At 65.1% G+C, this 19,010-nt stretch carries 17 protein-coding genes; 9 read left to right on the forward strand and 8 right to left on the reverse strand.

Annotation, left to right across the window (positions count from 1 at the left end; translation table 11 throughout):
* The first annotated feature begins 27 nt into the window (after positions 1–27).
* A complete protein-coding gene (locus tag P8R42_18485) occupies positions 28–1,131 on the forward strand; it encodes a Rieske 2Fe-2S domain-containing protein (GenBank protein ID MDG2306596.1) in 1,104 nt (367 codons plus the stop codon).
* A gap of 59 nt (positions 1,132–1,190) precedes the next feature.
* Here the strand turns inward: P8R42_18485 and P8R42_18490 are convergent, their stop codons facing one another.
* Positions 1,191–2,162 (reverse strand): LLM class flavin-dependent oxidoreductase, encoded by a 972-nt coding sequence (locus P8R42_18490; GenBank protein ID MDG2306597.1) that lies wholly within the window; start codon positions 2,160–2,162, stop codon positions 1,191–1,193.
* 219 nt (positions 2,163–2,381) lie between these two features.
* On the opposite strand from P8R42_18490, the gene P8R42_18495 reads away from it, so the two are divergent.
* Positions 2,382–3,062: a TetR/AcrR family transcriptional regulator gene (locus P8R42_18495; protein ID MDG2306598.1), complete on the forward strand. Its 681-nt coding sequence runs from the start codon at positions 2,382–2,384 to the stop codon at positions 3,060–3,062.
* 479 nt (positions 3,063–3,541) lie between these two features.
* Here the strand turns inward: P8R42_18495 and P8R42_18500 are convergent, their stop codons facing one another.
* From P8R42_18500 to P8R42_18510, 3 genes are all read right to left on the reverse strand, one after another.
* Positions 3,542–6,310 carry a sigma 54-interacting transcriptional regulator gene (locus tag P8R42_18500; GenBank protein MDG2306599.1) on the reverse strand — a complete coding sequence of 923 codons (2,769 nt, stop codon included), beginning with the start codon at positions 6,308–6,310 and terminating at the stop codon, positions 3,542–3,544.
* Between the two features lie 363 nt (positions 6,311–6,673).
* On the reverse strand, positions 6,674–7,462 hold the full coding sequence (locus P8R42_18505) for an SDR family oxidoreductase (protein ID MDG2306600.1): 789 nt from the start codon (positions 7,460–7,462) through the stop codon (positions 6,674–6,676).
* Positions 7,463–7,472: 10 nt separating this feature from the next.
* On the reverse strand, positions 7,473–8,669 hold the full coding sequence (locus P8R42_18510) for an acyl-CoA dehydrogenase family protein (GenBank protein ID MDG2306601.1): 1,197 nt from the start codon (positions 8,667–8,669) through the stop codon (positions 7,473–7,475).
* Between the two features lie 172 nt (positions 8,670–8,841).
* On the opposite strand from P8R42_18510, the gene P8R42_18515 reads away from it, so the two are divergent.
* The gene (locus P8R42_18515) at positions 8,842–9,210 is read left to right on the forward strand and encodes a carboxymuconolactone decarboxylase family protein (GenBank protein MDG2306602.1); all 369 of its coding nucleotides are present in this window, start codon (positions 8,842–8,844) and stop codon (positions 9,208–9,210) included.
* The gene (locus tag P8R42_18520) at positions 9,207–10,064 is read left to right on the forward strand and encodes an NAD(P)-dependent oxidoreductase (GenBank protein MDG2306603.1); all 858 of its coding nucleotides are present in this window, start codon (positions 9,207–9,209) and stop codon (positions 10,062–10,064) included. Before P8R42_18515 ends, P8R42_18520 begins: the two co-directional genes overlap by 4 nt.
* Positions 10,065–10,081: 17 nt before the next feature.
* Here P8R42_18520 and P8R42_18525 read toward each other — a convergent pair whose 3' ends face one another.
* Genes P8R42_18525 through P8R42_18535 form a run of 3 tightly spaced genes read right to left on the reverse strand, consistent with a single transcriptional unit; the run spans position 10,082 to position 13,529 of the window.
* Positions 10,082–11,101, reverse strand: coding sequence for a TIGR03617 family F420-dependent LLM class oxidoreductase (locus P8R42_18525; GenBank protein ID MDG2306604.1), 1,020 nt, complete (start codon positions 11,099–11,101; stop codon positions 10,082–10,084).
* The gene (locus tag P8R42_18530) at positions 11,101–12,336 is read right to left on the reverse strand and encodes a sulfotransferase (GenBank protein MDG2306605.1); all 1,236 of its coding nucleotides are present in this window, start codon (positions 12,334–12,336) and stop codon (positions 11,101–11,103) included. Before P8R42_18530 ends, P8R42_18525 begins: the two co-directional genes overlap by 1 nt.
* Positions 12,333–13,529, reverse strand: a complete 1,197-nt coding sequence (locus P8R42_18535) for a DUF1214 domain-containing protein (protein ID MDG2306606.1) — start codon at positions 13,527–13,529, stop codon at positions 12,333–12,335. Before P8R42_18535 ends, P8R42_18530 begins: the two co-directional genes overlap by 4 nt.
* Before the next feature lie 86 nt (positions 13,530–13,615).
* Between P8R42_18535 and P8R42_18540 the strand changes: the two genes are divergently transcribed.
* Positions 13,616–14,446, forward strand: a complete 831-nt coding sequence (locus P8R42_18540; protein MDG2306607.1) for an LLM class F420-dependent oxidoreductase — start codon at positions 13,616–13,618, stop codon at positions 14,444–14,446.
* A 1-nt stretch (position 14,447) separates the two neighbouring features.
* Here the strand turns inward: P8R42_18540 and P8R42_18545 are convergent, their stop codons facing one another.
* Complete coding sequence (locus P8R42_18545; GenBank protein MDG2306608.1) at positions 14,448–14,720, reverse strand: hypothetical protein; 273 nt, start codon at positions 14,718–14,720, stop codon at positions 14,448–14,450.
* Between the two features lie 83 nt (positions 14,721–14,803).
* Between P8R42_18545 and P8R42_18550 the strand changes: the two genes are divergently transcribed.
* The 4 genes from P8R42_18550 (at position 14,804) to P8R42_18565 (ending at position 19,010) form a co-directional block, all read left to right on the forward strand.
* Positions 14,804–16,126 carry a TIGR00366 family protein gene (locus P8R42_18550; protein MDG2306609.1) on the forward strand — a complete coding sequence of 441 codons (1,323 nt, stop codon included), beginning with the start codon at positions 14,804–14,806 and terminating at the stop codon, positions 16,124–16,126.
* Positions 16,127–16,199: 73 nt separating this feature from the next.
* Positions 16,200–17,636, forward strand: a complete 1,437-nt coding sequence (gene pyk, locus P8R42_18555; protein MDG2306610.1) for a pyruvate kinase — start codon at positions 16,200–16,202, stop codon at positions 17,634–17,636.
* Between the two features lie 39 nt (positions 17,637–17,675).
* Positions 17,676–18,302 carry a hypothetical protein gene (locus P8R42_18560; GenBank protein ID MDG2306611.1) on the forward strand — a complete coding sequence of 209 codons (627 nt, stop codon included), beginning with the start codon at positions 17,676–17,678 and terminating at the stop codon, positions 18,300–18,302.
* A gap of 285 nt (positions 18,303–18,587) precedes the next feature.
* Positions 18,588–19,010 (forward strand): Zn-ribbon domain-containing OB-fold protein, encoded by a 423-nt coding sequence (locus tag P8R42_18565; protein ID MDG2306612.1) that lies wholly within the window; start codon positions 18,588–18,590, stop codon positions 19,008–19,010.

Below are 19,010 nucleotides of genomic sequence, written 5' to 3' on the forward strand. Positions count from 1 at the left end.
TGCCCCGTTTGGGCTAGTCTCGGCCCCATGGTGGATCGGGAGGCAACACGCGCGGCGGTCGCACGAATTCGTGATCGCGAGATGGAGGGCGATACCCCGCTGCAGGCGCTCGTGAGTCAGGGCGTCACGGGTGAGCCGACCGCGCTCCGTTCGATCGAACGGTTTCCGTACTACACTAGCTTCCCGTTCTCTTGGTATCGCGCGTGTCCGTCGGCCCAGCTGCCCGTCGGCGCGGTGAGGCCCGTTCGGTACCTCGGCCGTGATCTCGTCGTGTGGCGGGGCGAGGACGGGGCGGCGCACGTGATGGATGCCTATTGCCCTCACCTGGGTGCGCACCTCGGGTACGGCGGTCGTGTCGCCGGGTGCGAGATCGTATGCCCGTTTCACTGGTGGCAGTTCGACGGGGACGGCACGAATACCCTCATCCCGTACCTGGGCACGCGGAACTCTGCGGCGCGGATCCCCTCGTACCCGACGGTGGACCGAAACGGCTTCGTGTTCTTCTGGTATCACCCGCTTGGCGAAGCGCCGTTGTGGGAGATCCCGGAGTTGGCCGAGTTCGGCGACGCCGGCTGGACGGAATACCATCCGGCTCTCTGGAAGGTCCGCGCGCCCTGGCAGGAACTCGCGGAGAACGGGCCGGACTTCGTTCACCTCCGCACCGTGCACGGGGCCGGAGAGGTGCCCGAGCTCGAGTCCTACGACTGTGACGGGTTCCTGGCACGCATGCGTGCGAGTGTGCGCTTCGTCACGCCGCGCGGGCCACAGGAGGGGCGCATCGATACCGACTCCTGGGGGCCCGGGTTCAGCATCGCGCGCTTCAGCGGTATCCAGGACGCGCTCTTCGTCGCGGTGAGCACGCCAATCGATTTCGAGCACACCGAGGTGTCGTTCAACTACATGGTGAAGAAGTTCGGTGACACCCCGGATGCACTCGAGAAAACGCAGCGCCTCGCCGAAGCGATGATTGCCGAGTTGAAGAAGCAAGAGGCGGAAGACATCGTCATCTTCGATCACAAGATCCACGTGCCGGCCCCGAAGCTATCGGCTGTCGACGCGCCGATCGTTCAGTTCCGGAAATGGGCCGAGCAGTTCTACGTCGACGGAGACTCCCGCGCCGCGAACCGGTGACGCCGGCGAACCGACGCTCAGCGGGGACGTTGGCCGGATTTCGGCGCAGGCGCCTAGCGCTAGACGTTCGGGATGATCTCTTGGCCGAATCGAACGATCGTGTCGGCGCTGGCGCCGCCCGAGAGGATGAGGTGTTCGACGCCCCATTCGCGCTCGCGGCGTTTTAGTTCGGAGACGCATTCGTCCGGTGTTCCGATCAGTGCGAGGGGCATGCGCCGAGCCTGGTCGCCGGTGAGGCCGAACCCGGCGGCGAGCTCGTCGGCCATCTGGATGCCGGCTTCTTCGTTCTCGGCGAGGAATGGAACGAACACGGTCGTCGAGATGGTGAGTGTGCGGCCGTGTTTGTGTGCTTCTTCTCGAACGAAGTCCACCTTCGCACGGAAACCGTCTTCGGTGAGTTTCGCCATCTCACTCGGGAGCGCCGTGCCGGCCTTGCCGATGTCGATGATGATGTTCACGACGTCGGCTTCGCGGGCGGCGATCCGCAGGAGGCCTTTGCCGCTCCCACCCATTACGACGGGAGGATGCGGCTTTGTGACGGGCTTCGACGTGATGAAGGCGTCCTTCAGCTGGTAGAACTCGCCGTCGAACGTCGTGCGATTCTCGGTCCAGAGCGACTTCATGATCCGCGTGGATTCGTCGAGCATTCGCAGTCGGGGCTTGATGTCGGGGAAGTCGATGCCCGTCATCGCGAACTCGTTCTTGGTCCAGCCGGCGCCTATACCGAGCACGGCTCGTCCGCCGGAGATCTGATCGATCGTGCCGATGGCCTGCGCGGTCAGTGCGGGGTGACGAAACAGATTGCACAGCACATGCCCGCCGAGCCGGACCCGTTTCGTCGAGGCGGCCATGCCGCCGAGCATCGCGAGGGCCTCCTGCATGATGGTCTCGTCGAGTTGGCCGCTGCCCGGGGGTTCGTTCGCGAAGTGGTCGGGGACGTAGACGGACGAGAACCCCTGCTCTTCCGCTGTCTGGGCAAGTTTGATCAGTTGGGGCGCGGGCTGGCCTGCGAGTTGTACGGCGAGATCCATGACCCGCGTTAACATGCGGGGTGGGGCGGGCACTATAGGATCTCGTATGACGGCGCGGAGTGCCGTTGGAAGGCGTGTGACGATTCGCCGGACCATCGACACGCCAGCCGGACTACTTTAGTATAAAGTACGAAAATCGTCGGACGTACGTCCGATTCTGGAAGGCTGAGACTACTGTACTTGCTGTGATCTCACGCTCGTTTTACGACTGGAGCTACGATGGTGATACCTGAGGAGACAACGGGTCCTGCGGTTCGATCCGACGACGGCCGGGGGGCATCGGTCGGGGTCGGGGCTTTCGTCGACCAGCCCCGCGTCATCCACGACGGCCGCCACGCGCGCGCCGAGCGAACGCAGAAGGCCGTCACGCAGGGAATGCTCGACTGTCTCGAGGCGGGCGACGTCCACCCGACCGCGCGACACGTCGCCGAGCGTGCCGGTGTTTCGGTGCGAGCCGTCTTCCGTCACTTCGATCATCTCGAGACGCTCTTCGCGGCGGTTTGTGAGCTTCAGTACGATCGCGTTCTTCGCTCGCTGCGTAGGGTGAAGGCCGCTGGGGCAGTTGCGGATCGCGTGGTTGCCTTCGTCGTACAGCAGGCTCGCCTGAACGAGCGCATCTCGCCGGTGCGCCGCGGTGCCCAGCGATACGAGCCGGTTTCGACCGCGATCTCGCGTTGCAATGAGCGTCTCCGTCAGCGGGACCGCGATGAGATCGCGCGCGTGTTCGAAGCAGAACTGGCGGAGCTTCCGCAGGCCGAGCGTCGCGAGGCGATTTGTGCACTGGCCGCCACTTCGAGTTGGAGCCACTGGGAAGAGCTGCGTCGACACGAGCACCTGGCTGCGCCGCGTGCCCGCAAAGTGCTCGAGCGCGAGCTTCGCGCCGTCCTCACCGTCGCCTGATCTCGGTGGGGTCTCCGCGCGGGGTGTTCTTCCCTCCACGGCTAGGCCTGCGTAGCGCCGCTGGAAAATCGTCCGGAAGATCGGACTGTGTCGTCCGCAATTCTGGACGATCTTCGAGGGAAAAGGACTTCCGCGCTTGGTGCCGTTCTCATGTGCCAGCGGTTCGAGCCTTGCATTGTCTTTGCTCCGTGAGTCCGCCCCTTCGCGCTCCGTTGGCGTGAACACAATGAGGCTGATCGCCTCTTTACTCTGGAACTCGAGCGCCTTTCGGCCACCAGGGCCCGCACCGTGGTTAAAAGGCTCGTAACGGCGGTTCTCGCGGCCGTGTCGTCCTGAGATCCTCCGCTACTTTCGACGTCCCTCGATGCCACTGACGGAGTCGCCCGGGCGCGAATGATCGCGAGTCTCCTTCGCCGCCCTACCTGGTCGGGAGCCTCGATGCCTCACCGGAAGTGGCGGACAACTTCGGGCTCAGGACACTAGGAGCGACGCGCGGCGTGGCCGGGTTCCTGTAGTCCCAGATCGCGAATCATCCGTGTGAGGCTCTGGCGGTGCATGCCGAGCATCTCCGCGGCGACCCGTTGGTTCCCGCCGGCCTTGTCGAGTGCGCCCCGAATGACGCGCCTCTTGAACATCCGGACCTGCTCGGCGAGGGGTATGCCGTCGAGGGACTCGTCGACGTCTCTGCGGCCGGGTGCCGCGCTCCCATCGAGCGGTCCCGATACGCGAAGCACTTCGTCGTCACTCAAGACCAGAGCACGCTGGATGACGTTCCGGAGTTCACGAATGTTGCCCGGCCACTGATGTCGCTGCAGGATTTCCAAGCTTTCGGAGGCGACACTCTTCACCTCGCGGCCGAGGCGCGGGGATTCCTCGCGAATGAAGTGCTCGACCAGGCGGGGGATGTCTTCGATTCGTTCGCGAAGCGATGGAAGCTGGAGCGGGAATACATTCAGTCGGTAGTAAAGATCTTCGCGGAACCGTCCTGCGCGAACGTCGGCGATCAGGTCGCGATTGGTCGCCGCGACGAGGCGGACGTCGACTTGCCGCACCTGGTTGCTCCCGAGGCGTTGCACTTCCCCCTCCTGAAGGGCGCGCAGAAGCTTGGCTTGTGCACCCTGTGGAAGAGTGTCGACGTCATCGAGAAAGAGCGTACCGCCGTCGGCGATCTCGAAGCGACCGGGTTTGGCGTTCGTTGCGCCGGTGAACGCGCCGCGCTCGAACCCGAAGAGCTCGCTTTCGACGAGGGAGTCGGGCAGTGCGGCACACGCGACCTTCACCAGCATTCGGCCCGCGCGTTTACTGTGCTCGTGGAGCATCCTGACGAGGAGCTCCTTGCCGGTGCCGGTCTCGCCCTGGACGAGCACGGCCGCGTCCGTCGGTGCGACGCGTTCGAGCTGCGCCAGGACGCTCTTCAACGCCGGGCTTCGTCCGATCATCTCCCCACCGGTGTCGGTGGCGAGATCGATCTCTTCGCGGAGGTAGACGTTCTCGGCACGGAGCTTCTTCTCGAGATCTTGGACCGCGCTCCATGCGCGAGCATTCTCGAGCGCGGCGACGGTCTGCGCGGCAAGTGTTTCGAGCAGAATCTCGTCGTCGCGCGTGTGAAGCCGGCCGTCCGTTCGAGTTCCGAGAAGGAGCGCACCGACGCGTGATTCGTTCGGCGGGAGCGGCACACTCAGAGCAATGCTGAGTTCCTCCGCGCGGGTGGCAGCTGACTTCGCCGGTGCGCGGCGTCCTGGTCGCGGTGTCTGGAAGTTCGTCGAGGTCCCGCGGCGGATGAGCGCATGCAGCGGGTCGGAGCTCGGAAGCACGATGGCCTCACTGCCGGGCAGGGGGCTGAGTTCCTTGAGTTCGCCGCCGGCCGGGCCGGTGACCAGGCGCGCGGATCGGGCGGCGACGCTGCGCGATGCGGCCTCGCGGAGGACGCGGGCGATGTCGGCCTCGCCGTGCGTGCGAACGAGTTGACGGCTCGCCTCGTGTACGGCGACCCGTGCCTCTGCGAGTCGCGGAAACAGCACCCTCTCGACGAGGTCCTCGATGTTCTGTCGAAGCGGGATGGCCGCGGTAATGGCGGCGACGAGAAGCAACGTGGTGGTGCCCGAGACTGCCCACGCGACTGCGCTTCCGGTCCAGCGTGACAACGTGGCAAGCAAGACGAGTTGAACCGCGATCGCGCCGGCGGCGATCACCGCGGCCGTGAGGCCGCGTCGCACCACCGAGTCGAGATCGAAGAGGTTGTGCGCGATCATCGAGTACACGAGTAGGGCGCCGAGCAGCCAAAGAGGGAGTAGGTAGACAAACAGCGGGAGATGGAACGGGAGCAAGCCGAGGACGCTTGCCGAGAAGAGAAGCCCGCCGGGGGCCGTGATCGCTAGGCTCACCAGCACGACGCGCGCTTGTTGCCGCGTGATCTGGTCGGGGCCCTTCCCAGCCGACCACACGAAGTTCCCGAAGATCATCAGCGCGGCGGTCTGGAACAAGATCATCTGCGAGAAGTCCAGCGTTCGGAGGAGCTGCGGGTTGCGCATCAACGCAACGGCGAAGACGACCCAGTACGCGGCATTCAGTGCGTACACGGCAGCCGCGGTGATCCCGGCATGCGCGCGCGCCGGGCCGATCCGGCTCGGGAACATCAGCCCGAAGAGCATGAGGCTGCCCGACGCGAGCGCTCCGCACGCGACGGTCCACGGCGTGAGCTCGTGCGCGACGAAGTAGTCGAACGTGGCGAAACCGAAGTTCGTCGAAAGCCCGAGGTTCAGTAGGAAGAAGATCTGTGTTGCGACCAGGTCCGGGCGTGCAAGCGCAGGGACGGCACCGACCAGAAGGCCGACGACGCCCCCGATGAGGAGTGGCAGGAACAGCGCCTGCCATTCTGCGGAGCTCAAGACCGCCGCGGGGAGCGTGACCTCGCGCTCCGCTCGCTTGGGGCTCTCGAGCCTGTAGCGGACCGGGGCGCCCACGGGGATCTCCTGGAGAAGCTTCTCGACCTGCGCGGCGCTGTCGACCTCGTGGCCGTTCACCGCGGTGACCCGCTCCTGGAACCGGGGAGCGGTCTTGCCCTGCTGCAGAGCCAGCGGCACGAAGAGCGACGGGCCCACTTCGCCGTTCGGCAGGATCCCGAAGCCCGGCCAGGGCTGGCCGATCCGCTCCATGCCTTGCGTCCAGCTGAAGAGCGCCATACCGAGGCCCGCCAGTGTGAGGACGAGGACCGCGGTTCGGACGACGCGAGGGCTGAGAACCGTCATGGTCGGCATCCTACCCTATTTGATGGGGTCGGTTCGGTGCGAATGTTCGGCGCCGAACGCCCTGGAACAAAATGTTGCGGGCCTGATCGGGCCGAGCTCCGGGCGGGTGGGGAGGGCATCGGGCTCGGAAACATTTCGCGCGCAACGAATCGCTTCCGAAACGGCTCGTTGCTGAGGAGTATAAAACCCTGAAAAATCAACGACTTCCGGGGGGCTAGTTGACTCAGCTCGGAGGGAGCTGCGGCGTGGGTCTGCCGGCGCGAAGGACTCGCCGCTTCGTTCGTTCCACAGGAAGTCAAGCTAAGGCTACGAACCCCTACGCCCCTCTATCTGCAGTGGTGGAGTGGGATCAACCTCAGGAAGCTATGGGTGCTGACTGGAGACCGCGACGACTTCGCCGGTCATGTAGGACGAGTAGTCACTGGCCAGGAACACGATCACGTTGGCCACTTCCCAGGTCTCCGCGGCGCGGCCGAAGGCCTCACGGGAGACCAACTCCTCGAGGAGGTCCTCCGGAGTCACCTTGGAGAGGAACTGGTGCATTGCGAGGCTGGGAGCCACCGCATTGACCCGCACCCCGGCCTCGGCCGCTTCGACGGCGGCACAGCGGGTGAGGGCCATGACTCCGGCTTTGGCCGCGGCGTAGTGGGCCTGGCCGGCCTGGGCCCGCCATCCGAGCACGGAGGCGTTGTTCACGATGACGCCGGCGCCCCGAGGCTGCATGTAACGCAGTGCGGCACGAGTCATCCGGAAGGTCCCGTTCAACGTGACGTCCAGAATCAGGTTCCACTGGTCGTCTGTCATGTCGACGAGGTTGGTGGTGCCGCCCATCCCTGCGTTGTTCACCAGGACGTCGATCCGACCGAGGTCGCTCGCGGCCGCGTCGATCAATCCCTGGACGTCGGCCTCCTTTGTCACGTTGCAGATTTTCTGATGGACGGTTCGGCCGCCTGCGACTTCCTCGAGCGCTTGGGCGGCGGAAGCCAGCCGACGGTCATGGATGTCGCTGATCATCACCGCTTCGGCGCCTTCTTCGAGTGCACGCTTGGCCGTCGAGAAACCGATCCCGGTGCCCGCGGCTGCAGTCACGAGGACGGTCTTGCCCGCGAGAAGGTTGCGACCCTCCGGATAGGGTGGGGGCGGGGCGGGCATGGCATCTCCTCTACTTTGTTGGTGTTGCGCGCGGCTCGCGCGGCAGGCCGAGGGCCCGCTCACCGATGATGTTGCGTTGGATCTGGTTCGTTCCCGCGTAAATCGTGTCGGAGCGGGCGAACAAGTACATGGCCTGCAATCGCTTTAGTTCGTACGGCGCGGCGGCGGCGATTTCCGCTTCGGGGCCGAGCACGTCCATCGCGAGCTTTCCGAGTTCCCGGTGCCACGTTGCCCAGTAGATCTTCGTGATCATCGCTCCGCGATTGAGTGTTGCGCTCTTCGCGTTGCCCAGTGTGCGGATGGCGTTGAAGCGCATGATCTTGAGACCCATCCATGCGTCGATCAGGCGCTGACGCATCACGGGGTCGTTCGCCTTGCCGTTGCGCTGGGCGATCTCGAAGATCTCTTCCAACTCGTTGGCGAACAGACTTTGCTGTCCGAGCGTCGAGGCACCCCGCTCGAACGCGAGCGTGCCCATCGCGACTTTCCATCCGTCACCGCGAGCGCCGACGATGTTGACCGCCGGAGTGCGCGCGCCATCGTAGAAGACCTCGCTGAACTCGGACGTGCCCGTGATCTGAACGATCGGTCGTACCTCGATGCCAGGCTGCTTCATGGGCACGAGAAGGTAGGAGAGCGACTTGTGGTTCGTCGCGGCGTCGGGCTCCGTCCGGCACAGGACGAAGCACCAATCGGCCCACTCGCCGCCGGAGGTCCAGACTTTCTGTCCGTGCAGCACCCACTCGTCGCCGACGAACTCGGCTTTCGTCTGGACGTTGGCGAGGTCAGAGCCCGCGTTAGGCTCGCTGTAGCCCTGGCACCAGAGCTCGTTGCCCGAGATGATTCCGGGGAGGAACTGCTTCTTCTGCTCGTCGGTTCCGAACGCGAGGATCGTTGGGCCGAGGAGGTTCTCGCTGACCTGACTCAGGCGGCCGGGACCGCCGGCTTTCGCGTACTCCTCGTGGAAGATGACCTGCTGGGTAAAGGGGAGATCTCGGCAGCCATATTCTCTGGGCCAGCCGACGCCGATCCAGCCAGCCTCGCCGAGTCGCTTTTCCCAGGCGAGCCGCTCTTCGAAAAGAGAGTGCTCGTCGCCGGGGCCGCCGCGTCCGCGTACAACGGAGAACGACCCGGACAGCTCCGCCTCGAGCCAACTCGCAAACTCGCGGCGGAAGGCTTCGTCTTCTTCGCTGAAGTGCAGGTCCATGGTGCAGGTGCTCGCGCGGTTCCGTAAGAAGGCGCGGTGCACGCTGGTATAGAAGGGGGTGCAGCGGCCCGCAACCGAGAGGATTCATCGCGCAGCGGCCATGTGGTGTGCGTCGGCGCCTTCGGCTGCTACGCGATCAGGGAGATCTGTCTACACCAGAGGGAGTACTGCGATGAGTGAAAGCACCCGCGAGCGAGGCTCGCGCATGATGAAAGACGTCTGCGGCATCGATATCCCCGTCTCGGGACGATTCGTCGAGATGACCGTGGATCATCTCTTCGGCACCGTTTGGGGCAACGAGGACCTCTCGGTTCGCGACCGCCGCCTGATCGTTCTCGGAGTCCTCGGTGCGCTCGGGGACTCGGGGAATCTCACGCTCCACATGCAGCAGGCGTTGCAGCGGGGAGACCTCACCGCGGCCGAGTTGCAGGAGACCGCGGTGCAGATCACGCATTACGCGGGCTGGCCGCGGGGAACGGCTGCGGTCCAGGCGGCCGGCGCGGCGATCGCAGCGGCAAATCCGGAAGGGAAGTCGGAGTGAGCACGCGTGTCGGGGTGGTCGGCGTCGGGAACATGGGCGCCGCGATGGCGAGAGCTGTCGGGCGGGGAGGCTTCCCCCTCACCGTGTATGACCCGAACGCCAAGGCGTGTGAGGCTCTCGCCGCAGAGGGTGCGGCCGTCGCGTCCTCGCCCCGAGAGGTAGCGGCCGCCTCGGACCTCGTCCTGATCGTCGTGCTGAACGACGATCAGGTCCGCGGTGTGCTCAGAGGCGACGACGGGATTCTGGCCGCGGCTCATCCCGGTTTGCGGGTGGTGATCCATTCGACGATTCACGTCGAGACGGTACTCGAAGTTGCTGCCACGGCTGCCGACGCCGGTGTGCCCCTCCTCGACGCCGGCGTGACCGGTTCGGTCGAGGGTGCGGAGACGGGTCAACTCGCGACGATGGTCGGTGGCGCGCCCGAGGTGCTCGAAGAGTGTCGTCCGGTCCTCGATTGCTACTCGGCGATCGTGTCGCGCATGGGAGACCTGGGCGCCGGCATGCGGGCGAAGGTCGCACGGCAGGTGATCCTGTTCCTGCAGGCGGCGGCTCTGCACGAGGGCATGCGACTGGCCGAGGCGGCGGGTGTGGATCTGCCGGAGTTGGGGAAGATGGTCGAGCAGGCGAACAAGCTGAACCGCGTTCAGGAGATGTTGTGGATGCGCGGGACGGCTCACATGGCGGACCCGGCGACCGACTTCGGGAAGAAGATGATTGCTGCCGGCAAATATACGGCCGACATTGCCGAGAAGGACCTCGGCGCGGCGTTGGGCCTCGCGAGGGATCTCAAGTTGGATCTCCCCCTCACCGCGATCGCGGTGACGCGGATGAAGGACGTCTTCGGCGCGCGCTGAGCGTTTGGGTAAGGCTCCTACCCGCGCAGCACCGCGATCGCGCGGGCAGCGAGGTTGTCGTCCGCGGGGTCCTCGGGCATGGGGAAGACGATCGCCTCGGCGAGGGCCTCGTAGGTGCTCCGAAGGATCCCGGGCAGCTCGTCGTAGGTGCCCGCGAGTAGGAAGGTGTCGAGCATTTCGTCGTCGAGGACCTCCGGGAGATCCTTCCAACGGTTCTCCCGCGTGAGCTGGTGCAGCGCCTTGCCGCGGTCGCCCCACCCGAAGAGGTCGAGACTCGGCCAGTACTGCGGCGTGGAATAGAGGAACGCTAGGCTTCGGCGCTTCTCCTCCCTCTGGGCGTCGATCGCGGCCTGGTCGCGGCCTACGCTGCAGATCGGGCCGACTTTCAGGGAGACCTTTGCATCGCCGCGTTGCCCCCTCGTCGCTCCTTTGGCGAGGCGTGGCTGGATCACCTCGCGCAGGTACCGCGGGTGGGTATTGGTCGGGTGGGTCACGAGTCCATCGGCCACCTCGCCGGCGAGCGTCGTCATCCGAGGGCCGACCGCGCCGAGGAAGATGGGGACGGGGCCCACGTCGAGTGGCTCTGGTGCGAAGAACGGCTGCATGCGCGTCAGCTTGTAGTGCTCGCCTTCGAACGCGAGCTTCTCCCCGTTCTGCCAGCACGCGAACGTCGCCCGGATCGCACCTACGAACTCCCGCATGCGCGCGACCGGCGGTGACCATGCGGCACCGTACCGGTCTTCGACGTTGCCTCGGACCTGCGCCCCGAGGCCCAGCTCGAAGCGGCCCTTGGAGTACGCCTGCAGATCCCAGGCAGCGACGGCCGTCGTCATCGGACTGCGGGTGAAGGCGACGAGCACACTCGTCGCGACTCGCAGGGTCGTCGTGGCTTGTAGGGCGAGCGACGAGGCGAGGAGGCCATCGTGTACCGCCTCGGGCACGTTCAGGCCGTCGTACCCGATGCGCTCGGCCCGACGCGCGTGCTCGGCGATGTCGGCGAGCGGAATGCGCTGGTTCGTGTTCGCGTAAATCAGCATCAGGACTCCGCCTCGACGCCGTAGCGATCCATGTAGGCCGCGTAGCGTTCGTGGACCCAGGATTTCTCGATGCCGTAGTCTTCGAGCGAGTAGCGGTGGGCGCCGTGCTTCCCGCGCGGCTTTTCGGCCATGTATCGGGTCATCTTCTCCTCGGCGTCCTTCGTGAGTTCCAGATCCAGTTGCCGGTAGACGGTGCGGAGGGCGGTGCCGGGATCTCTCATCAGGTCCGTGAACCGGAGGTCCACGATCTGGCTGTCGGGGATCGCTCCGTTCTTCCGCTGGGCGATGACGGCGTCCCAGCCCATCGCGATTCCTTCGGTGTATTGCTGGACGAGTGTCGCGACGTCGACATGGTCGCTTCGCATGCGTCGAAGGGTCGCGACCAGGCTCACGATCGAGGCGACGGTCTTCACCGGGTCGCGGTGGGTGAGCACGAGCCGCGCGTCGGGATAGACCGAGAAGAGGGTTGGCAGCATCGTCAGATGACTGGGAGCCTTGAGAAGCCACGGACTGCCGGGGCAGCGCCATTGGAGGAGTTGGAGTTGGCGGCGATGGAAGCGAAACGCCGGTGCGAGATCGTTCGTGACGAGCCACTTCGAATAACTGGGGACGTCGAGTACGCCGGAGAAGTGCGGGGAGGCGAATTCGTGCAGCATGAGGAAGATGCACTCGAACGGGAGTGCACCGCCGTTCTCGTGCATCGTCTTGTACTCGGGCGCGACCTCGTGCCAGAGCGTGAGCTCGCGATCGGCATTCTCGATCCGTGGGTCCGTTGCGTACGTGGCGCTCTGTGGTGGCGGAACCGAGTACATGACTTCCCAGGCGAGCGCGGTGCGGTTGTTGGGATCCTCCGCGAGCAACTCGTGAAGAATCGACGTGCCGCTTCGGCCGGTTCCGGTGATGATGACCGGGCGCTCGATCGCGCCGTCAGTGATCTCCGGGTTCTGTTTCAGGGTGTCGATGATGCGCAGCCGGTTCTGGAGGACGCGGAGGATCTCGGAGCGCGTGAGCAACCGGCCGACCAGGTTCAATCGCGCCTCGTTCTCGATCGCCTCCAGGAGGACGCCGAACGGTTCTCGCCAACCGTCGTCGCCGAAATCGTCGAGGCCGGTCTCGGCGGTGGCGGACTCGAGCAGCGAGTCGGCGTCGAGGCGGACGACGTGTTCGCTGCCGCCCAGGCTGGTACCGATCGTGTTGAGGTCCTGGACCCAGTTCGGGCGCGGGGTCTCTTTCATCGCCGGAATCTCCTCGTCACGCCGGCCCGCCGTCGCTCAATCTGCGAGCGCCGCTCGTCGCCGCCGAACGAGGGCGTTTCTGCGGGGAGGTGACGACGAAGGTCTTCGAGCCGGACGACGGATGCCTGCGGAACCGCGGCGTCGTCCGACCAGATCCAGCGGTACGAGACCATGCCGTCCGGCCGACCTTCGGTGTCGAGCCAGTTCGGGATGTGAGGATCGGTCGCCGATACGACCAGTCGGAAGCGACCGTCCGCATCGACCTGCATCTGCTCACCGTTGAGGCTGCAGATGCGGTTGGTGACGTCGAGCGATTCGAACCAGGGCGCGGAGTAGAGTTGGAAGGACCAGTAGCGTGCGTTCGGGCGGTCGCATTCGATGAGAAGACCCTCGCCGTCTTCGAGGCGATACCAGCCGCCTCCGTACAGAATGTCGGCAGCCCCTCCCGGGACCGATGACGGAGGAGAGAGTGCGTTGTCGCCGCTTCTCTCGCGACGAGCGGCAAGGAAGCGGTTCCAGAAGACGACGCTCTGCTCGACCCAATGGATCGCTTTTTCGAGCCTATCGTTCACCACCGCGGGCTCAAGGCGTCCCGGCGCCTTTCCTTCGAACCCGAGACGGTCAATCGAGACCGGCGGGACCGCGTCGTTCTCCCAGTCCGTGACGTACAGTCGGACGAGTACATGGTCTACGTCGGGATGGAGCGGGACCCAGTTCTTCGGCTGCTCGTCCGACGAAAGCCAGATCTCGAGGTTGCCGTCATCGTCGATGGCGAGATCCTGCAGGCTGCGCTCCTGGAAGACTCGGTACTGCTCGAGCTGCATCTCTCCTTCGGGGGTCGACAGGATGAGATTTCGAAGGCCTGTGGTGTCGAGTCGCACGCGATAGGTCCCGCGTGGGTCGATCTTGGCGCGGAGGTAGTGGTTGTCGGTGTTGGGACCGCCCCATTTGATCGTGTCGTCGTCGTATCGGTGGAAGGTCGGGAACTCGGGGTCGTGGAAGTCGACGTACCACTGGAGGGCGTACGTGGTGAGCCGCGTGAGATGTCGAAAGCCTTCGGCGCGGAGCGTCGGGTCGTTCGGAAAGTCGTCCTCGAGGATTCGTTCGCCGACGCTTTTGAGGCGGTCGCAGAATTCGCGCCACGCGTCGCCGGAGAGGAGTCGCCGTTCAGCCTCGGTGTTTTTCTCGCTCATGACGTTCTTCGTGTATCCGAGGTGAAGGGGGACCGGAAGGAGGAGCGGGCTTGACCGGAGCGCCCCGGAAAGCGAAGTGCTCCAGGATGAAGATCGGGCTCTGCTTCTTCCCCACCGATGATTCCATTCACCCCGCCGAGCTGGCGACCGCGGCCGAAGAGCGTGGCATCGAGTCGGTGTGGCTCGCCGAGCACTCACACATTCCGGTCACGGATGGGACGCCGGGCCCCGGTGGTCCGGGACTACCGCGGGAGTACTACGCGGTGGCGGATCCGTTCGTCTCCCTGGGAATCATGGCGGGTGCGACGGAGGAGCTTCTGCTGGGCACCGGCGTCTGTCTGGTTCCGCAGCGCGACGTGTTCCAGCTCGCGAAAGAGGTCGCGACGATCGACTTCTTCTCGGGCGGTCGCTTTCTCTTCGGCGTGGGCGGTGGGTGGAACGCTCCGGAGATCGAGGACCACGGGACCGACCCGGCGGTTCGCTTCGGTGTGATGCGGGAGCGGATCGAGGCGATGAAGGTGCTGTGGACCGAGGAGAAGGCCGAGTACCACGGGAAGCACGTCGACTTCGGACCTTGCTTCGCGTGGCCGAAGCCCTTCCAGAAGCCGAATCCGCCGATCCACGTCGGCGGCACGTCGATCAAGCGGGCAGTGCGCTACGGCGATGGCTGGATTCCCCTCGCCGGACTCGGCGACGGGGACCCGGTGAACCGGATGGAGGAGCTTCGCACCGAGTTGGAGAAGGCCGGCAGGAGCCCCGACGGGTTCGAGGTGTCGATCTACTTCTGTCCGGCGGACGAAGACTATCTCGGACGATGCCGCGACGCCGGAATCACGCGGGGGCTCTTCGGCTTACCGTCCGACGGACGCGATTCCGCGCTCGCCGCTCTGGACGGGTACGCGAAGCTCGTCGGCTGAGCTATTCCGCGACGCTCTTGAACGCGGTCGCATTGTTCTTTCGGACGTCGTCCAGCTCGAAGGTCGAGGTGAAGCACTCGTTCGTCTCGCGATTCACGAGTTGGATGGTGAACGGGAGAGACGCGGGTAGGGGGAGAGTCGGAACGACCGCACCTTTAGCCTTCAGGAGGATGCGGGACTTGCCGGCTGTGCCGCCGACGAGTTGAATTTTCGTGATCCCCGACGCCGGGGTAGGAACAGATCTGCTACCGAGTCGTCGGCGAAGGTTGATCATCCTCCCCCCGCCGGCGGGTCTCTTTGCGGGCGCCCGGAGACAGGGCCGTGGTATTTCGCGCTCTGGGTTGTAGGGTCGGGCCGATGAACCGCTTGGTCGCCCACCTGGTCCGCGTCTTCATCCGCTGGATGCCCGACGCCTTCGCCGTCGCGATCCTCCTGACCCTGCTCACCGTCGTCCTAGCGGTCGTCGTGGCTGACTACCCGCTGAAGTCTGCTGTCGAAGCGTGGGGCGACGGCTTCTGGAATCTCCTGACCTTCACGAACCAGATCAGCCTCACGTTATTGTTCGGCTACGCGTTCGCGAACACGCCCCCGGTTCGTCGCGGGCTGTTGCGCATTGCCGGACTCGTCACATCGGCCCCGATGGCGTACGGCCTCGCGTGCTTCATCACCGGCGTTCTTGCGCTATTCTCGTGGGGGCTGAGTCTCGTAGCGGCGGGCATCATGGCGCGGGCGGTCGGAGAGGCGTGCCTGCGCAAAGGGATCCGAGTGCATTACCCGCTTCTCGTCGCGTCGTCGTTCTCGGGCTTCGTGATCTGGCATCAGGGGCTCACGAGTTCGGTCGGTCTCGCGATCGCCACGCCGGGCAACTTCCTCGAAGAGCAGATCGGTCTGATCGCGACGTCGCAGACGGTGTTCACGCCGTGGAATATCGCGGTCGCGCTGTTCGTGTTGTTCACGTTGCCTCTCGTGATGGCGTCCCTTCGTCCGGCCGACGAGGACATCGAGGAGATGAACGTCCCGCAAGACGTGGTCCCGCAGGAGCGCGAGAACACCGAGGTGACGCCCGCGCGCTTTCTCGAGCGCTCGCCGGCAGTGAGTCTCCCAATCGTCGCGATGGGGCTCTTCTTTCTCGGCGTCCACTTCTTCGCTCGCGACAAAGGGCTCGAACTCAATATCTTGAACTTCGCGTTCTTGATCGCCGGCTTGGCGCTTGCCGGCTCCGCTGTGAAGTACGCGGAGGTGATTGCCGATGGGGGGCGGGTCGTCGCGCCGTTCCTCCTACAGTACCCGTTCTACGCCGGGATCGCGGGGTTGATGGGCGACTCTGGGCTCGCGCGAATGGTCGTCGAGGCCTTCGTGTCGATCTCGATCCCGACCACTCTCCCGGTGTTCGCCTTTCTGTCCGGCGGCTTGTTGAACATCTTCATCCCGTCGGGTGGCGGTCAGTGGGCGGTGCAGGGACCGATCATGATGGCGGCGGCGCAGGAGGTGGGCGCGGATCTGCCGCGGGTCGCGATGGGCGTTGCCTTGGGCGATCAGTGGACCAATCTGATTCAACCACTGGTCCTGATGCCGGTTCTGATGATCGCACGCATCGGCGCCCGCGAGATTATGGGCTACACGTTCGTCGCCTTGTTCTGGACGGGTGCCGTGTTTTCGCTATCGCTCCTGCTGTTCTAAGGCGCGGTCTCTCCGGGGATTCTCGAGGGCGGTATCGCCTTGCGATTGGTGCTCGTTTCTTGTCGAAGGGATCATGCTTTCGCGAAATGGACCTCGGGTCCGGCGTACGCGGGTCGTCGCCACGATCGGGCCGACGTCGGATTCGCCGGAACGGATCGATGCGCTCCTGGACGCCGGGATCGATGTGGCCCGGGTGAACTGCGCACACGGCACACCGGACAGCCTGCGCACGATGATCGGCACGTTGCAGGCGCGGGCTGCGGCCAAGCAACACCCCCTTGCGATTCTCGCGGACCTGGCGGGGCCGAAGTTGCGGATCGGTCGCTTTGCGAAGGGGCCGGTGGACCTGGTCGAGGGAGAGGAGTTCGTTCTTACCACCGAGGAAGTCCTCGGGGATGAGACACGCGTCTCGGTCAATTACGCCGACCTCTGCGAGGACTCTGCGCCGGGGGCCGTGATCCACCTGAACGACGGTCTTCTGCGGCTCGAAGTGATCGATGTCGTTCCGCCGGTCGTGCGTACGCGGGTCATCGTCGGAGGAGCGCTCGATGATCGCAAGGGTCTCTCTCTTCCGGCCGGGGGAGCGCGCCTGCCGAGCCTCAGCGCGAAGGACCTGGCCGACCTGGACGTCGTTCTCACCGCCGGTGTGGAGTACGTCGGTCTGTCGTTCGTCCGTTCGGCCCAGGATGTGCGCCTTCTTCGCGAGAAGATCGTCGCCCACGGTGCTCGCACGGGGATTGTTGCGAAGATCGAGAAGGCGCAGGCGGTCGCGTGCATCGATGAGATCGTGGCTGCGAGTGACGCGGTGATGGTGGCGCGCGGGGATTTGGGCGTGGAGTGTGCCATCGAGGAGGTGCCGATCCTGCAGAAGCGAATTCTTGGTGCCTGTCGGCGGGAAGGGAAGCCGGCGATTACGGCGACGCAGATGCTCGAATCGATGGTGCACGCGCCCGTTCCGACGCGTGCCGAGGCGACGGACGTGGCCAACGCAGTCATCGATGGCACCGATGCAGTAATGCTGTCAGGAGAAACGGCAAACGGGTCGTATCCCCTGGAGTCCGTTCGGACGATGTGTCGAATTGTCGCTCGGGCTGAGGCCTATGACAGAGCGCGCGCCGATCTCGAACGGGGCGTGGTGACCGGCCTGTCGATCTCCGGTGCTGCGTCGCGCAGCGCGTGCCTCGCGGCGGAGTCGGTGGAGGCCAAAGCGATCCTCGCGCTCACGACGAGTGGAGCGACGGCACGGTCAATCGCGCGGTGGCGGCCGCCGCAGACGATTGTGGCGGTCACGGCGGACGAACACGCGTGCCGGATGTTGAGTCTCGTGTGGGGCGTCGAGCCGATGCACCTCGATGATCTCGGGCACGACTTCGAAGCCGCCTGCGACCGGGTCGCGCCGGAGTTGAGTGAATGGCTGAAGCTGAAGAGTGGCGACCGTGTCGTGCTCACGGCTGGCCTCCCGTTCGCACGCGCCTCCGAAACGAACGTGGTGCGGATCGAAGAGGTCTAGCGTTCGTCTTCTGCGGCCTGCCATGCGCTCACGCTCGTCGTGTGTCGCACCGCACTCGGGTGGGGTGGCGGCGGTGGTGGTACGGCCGCGAACGCGGATGGAGCTCTGGACAACCCATACGCGACGATCGGACAGGCGCTGGGGTCGCTCGCGTCTCCGGATGCGGAAACGATCCAGGCCGTGTGTTTTCGCGGCACGTGTACCGAGACCGTCCGGCCGACCCGCTCGGGCGCCGTCGGGCAGGCGACGTTGGAGGGTTTTGAGCGTGCGCGCTTTCCGGTTCTCCTGGCGGGCTGGGATACGGATGGCGACGGTGTCTATCCGCCGATGGACCCGGACGACGGCGCGGTTCTCGGTGCCTTCGCCTCCGACGACGGGCAGGCCGTCTCGAGAGAGCAGTCCGATTTAGACGAGCACGGATGCCTGGTCCCAGTAGATGTGCTGGTGGGCGAGTTTCCCGCCGCGGAAGTACACGATGACGACAGTGCCGACCTTCACCTTCTTTCCCGTCGGGGGGGGGGGATACGGGGCAGGATCCAGTCCATCTGCACCGCGTGGGTGAACTCCGTGTACATCTCGTCGACGAGTTGGTCGTGCCCGACGGTTCGCGAGACCGAGACGATTTTCCAGTCCTGCGGGACCTGGTGGACGAAGTGCCTTCCGTAGAACGCCCGGAGGGCCTCCTTGCCCCGGCCGCCCGTGATCCTCGGGATAGTGGTTCACGTAGGCACCCTCGACCATCGTACCTACGGTGAGATTTTCGCCGTGCTGCTCGAATTCTTAGCCGATGTGCGTTCCCCACAAGTCGACCAGCTTCTGTTGATGCGCCGTGAGCTCACTCATTGGGGTGTTCCTCCAGGGGCGTTCGTCGCACTCTCCGGCTGAAATGCAACCCGGCCCGATTGCGCCGAAAGTTGCATGACGCGGGCCCCGTCGCTTACTCAATAGGCCGTGTCTGAAGAAAAGCAGCGGCCACCGCGCCCGAGACCGGGCATCACGCGCGACACTGCGCATTTCTGGGAAGGGCTGGAGAACGGGAAGCTCCTGATCCAGAAATGTCAGCCCTGTGGGGAGCTTCGCCACCCGCCGGAGCCGATGTGTCCCCACTGCCAATCGCTCGAGTGGACCACGGTAGAATCGAAGGGCCACGGGACGATCTACAGTCACGTTGCCATGCACCACCCGCCGATTCCCGCGTTCGAATACCCAAACGTGATCGCGCTCATCGAACTCGATGAGGGCGTGCGCCTGGTTTCAAACATCATCGGCGTGCCGAAGGAGAAGGTTCAGATCGGCATGCAGGTGCAGGCGGAATTCGTCGCAACCGACCCGGAGCTGACGCTCCACCAGTTCCGACCGGTGGAGGAGAGCTGA

This window comes from Candidatus Binatia bacterium (assembly GCA_029243485.1).
Taxonomy (GTDB): domain Bacteria; phylum Desulfobacterota; class Binatia; order UBA12015; family UBA12015; genus VGTG01.